Consider the following 2933-nt stretch of genomic DNA (forward strand, 5'->3'; position numbering starts at 1 on the left):
ATTGTAATCGGTACTGATGAAAATCAAGAAGGATACGGATGTGAAGAAAAAAACAGGTGCTGTAATTTTAAATGCGAATATTGTGAAATTTCACCTAGACAATATCTGAAGATTACGGGCAAAAAACCGTCAAATAAAAATATAAAAAATTTAATTAATGGATTAAAAGATTTGAACGATTCACTTGAAGCTGAAAATCTAGTTCCATTTGAAGAATATGAAGTAATTGAATTTTAATACTCCTTTAAAAGTGTGAAGTCCTCACGGGCTTCTTCAACTTTAGCAACCCCAATTGAAATAGCATCAATATAATCAACATTTTTGAGAAAGGTAAATGCTTCTTTCGGATTTAAAACACCTGCAGCCAAAATTCTAGTGGCTATTATTTTTTTATTTAATTTTAAAACCCGACCAACAAATTCTTGTCTTTGAGATGCATTGAAAGCATTGATATCCATCATATACGAAATTGAATTAAAAGGAATCATATAAACATCAAACAGATTCATGTCCAAATTATTCGCAAGTAAATCAGTTGTTCTTGATGGGAATGCCGTAACAATTCCTGATATGACTCCAGTGTCATTAATTTCAGATAATATTTTTGAAGTTAATTTCCAGTCATATCCATCTACAATAAATTCATCCACCAGCATTAAAGGACAATTATAACTTGAAAATAACTCAATATCCTCATCCCAGTCAACCTCCTTTGCGACTTCATAATTAGGATTTAAATAGTCAACATCAGATTTTCCGATTGTTGCAACTACCTCCATTTCACATCCCGCATCGGCTGCAAGGTCATATGCTTTAAGCAGATTAGAATTATTTACTAAGTTGATGGCCCTTATTCCTTGATCATAAGCTTCCTGAATTACTTCACATACATTTTCAGGATTGTTATATAAATCATCCAGATAAAGTCTTGATCTGTGGCCATAGTAAAGTTCTGCCATGAATGGACCATAACCCAGAATTGTTTGTGGAATTGATTTGTCCTTAACTTCAAAATTATCCAAAAAGATAATATCACCTTATTCTTTTTCAACTACAACTGCAGTTCCATAAACTAAAATTTCTTGCATTACCTGAGATATTTCATTTGAGTCAAATCTTATTGCAACAATTCCATTTGCACCTAAATCTTTCGCATGTTCAATTACTCTTTGCAATGCTTCATCTCTTGACTCTTCCATCATTTTAACATATTGTTTGATTTCTCCACCGAAAAGAGATTTTACTCCAGCACCGATTTGACCACCGGCACCTCTACTTCTAACAGTTAAACCATATACAAAACCTTTAGTTTCAACTACTTTAAAACCAGGGATGTCATTTGCTGTTGAAATTGGAAATTCGTCAACTGATACCATCCATATCACCTCAGTTTATTTGAAAATTTTTTTGATTTTATATAGATATTTTACAGATATTATAATAAAAATAGTTATCGCAATAACAATCAGTTTATAATTATAAATATGATAAAAAACATAATTTTAACTAATATTTATTATTAAATATTCTTTATAAAAAACAATTTTTATGGTGAAAAAATGAAAGTATTAATTGCTGATGCTATTAATGAAAAGGGTATTGAAAATTTAAAGGAAGTAGCTGAAGTTGTTGTAGATACAAGCATCACTCCAGAAGAATTGGCCAATACCATACATGAATACGATGGAATTATCGTGCGAAGCCGGACAAAACTTACTGAGGACATTATCAAAAAAGCAGACAATATGAAAATTATTGCCAGAGCTGGTGTCGGAGTGGACAACATTGATTTAGATGCTGCAACTGAAAAAGGTATTATGGTTGTAAACTCTCCGGAATCAACTTCAATTACAGTAGCAGAACATACAATGGGATTATTGCTCACAATGGCACGTAAATTATCCATTGCCGATAAATCCGTTAAAGAAGGAAAATGGGAAAAGAAAAAATTCATGGGTGTTGAACTTAGAAACAAAACCCTTGGTGTAATCGGAATGGGAAGAATCGGTTCTCAAGTAGTTAACAGATGTAAAGCTTTTGAAATGGACGCAATGGCATATGACCCATATTTACCGGAAGAAGTTGCAAAACAGATGGGCGTTGAATTAACTGATTTAGACACAGTGCTTAAAAATGCTGACTTTATTACAATTCATGTGCCTCTCACTCCTGAAACCAAACATTTAATTTCCACAGAACAATTTGAAATTATGAAAGACACTGCATTCATTACAAATTGTGCACGTGGTGGAATCATTGATGAAGAAGCTTTATATAATGCATTAGTTAATGAAAAAATTGGTGGTGCAGCACTTGACGTATATGAAGAGGAACCACCAGCAGAAGATTCAAAATTATTTGAACTTGACAACATAGTATTAACTCCACACATCGCTGCTTCAACTAAAGAAGCTCAAAGAGATGCTGCTATTATTGTAGCTGATGAAATTATTGATTTATTCAAAGGCGGAACTCCTAGAAACGTTCTAAACATGCCGCGTATCGATCATAAAACTTACAAAGAAGTGGCACCATATATGGAATTATGTGAAAAATTAGGTGGATTCATTTCCCAAGCTGTGAACGGTAAAATTAAAGAAATTGAAATCATCTACAGTGGTGAATTGGCCGAAATTGATAATTTAGAAATTTTAACAAGGACTGTAATCCAAGGTGTCGTAAATCCATTCTTAAGTTCCCCAGTTAATGCAGTGAATGCTGCACTTGTTGCCAAAGACAGAGGAATAAGCATTACTGAAGGAAGAAAGAACAACGCAAAAGGATATGACTCATTAATCAAAGTTATTGCAAAAAGCGCGACCGATAAATTCTCCGCTGAAGGTACAAACTTACATGAACCTAGAATTTTAAAAGTGAATGATTATTGGGTAGATGTAATTCCAGAAGGACACATGTTTATTGCAAAATATGAA

Annotated in this window: 3 protein-coding genes and 1 pseudogene; 2 read left to right on the top strand and 2 right to left on the bottom strand. The window is 33.0% G+C overall.

Annotated elements, in window-relative coordinates; all coding sequences use genetic code 11:
• Nucleotides 1-237 (top strand): annotated as a pseudogene (locus Q4Q55_RS10145) (hypothetical protein); the annotation flags it as partial.
• Here the strand turns inward: Q4Q55_RS10145 and Q4Q55_RS10150 are convergent.
• On the bottom strand, nucleotides 234-1022 hold the full coding sequence (locus Q4Q55_RS10150) for a hypothetical protein (protein WP_303372686.1): 789 nt from the start codon (nucleotides 1020-1022) through the stop codon (nucleotides 234-236). The pseudogene Q4Q55_RS10145 and the gene Q4Q55_RS10150 overlap by 4 nt on opposite strands.
• A gap of 15 nt (nucleotides 1023-1037) precedes the next feature.
• A complete protein-coding gene (locus Q4Q55_RS10155; protein ID WP_303372687.1) occupies nucleotides 1038-1376 on the bottom strand; it encodes a heavy metal-binding domain-containing protein in 339 nt (112 codons plus the stop codon).
• A 183-nt stretch (nucleotides 1377-1559) separates the two neighbouring features.
• Here Q4Q55_RS10155 and serA point away from each other — a divergent pair.
• The coding region (gene serA, locus Q4Q55_RS10160; RefSeq protein WP_303372688.1) for a phosphoglycerate dehydrogenase at nucleotides 1560-2933 on the top strand (1374 nt) is incomplete at its 3' end.

The sequence above is a fragment of the Methanobrevibacter sp. genome, from assembly GCF_030539555.1.
Lineage (GTDB): Archaea > Methanobacteriota > Methanobacteria > Methanobacteriales > Methanobacteriaceae > Methanocatella.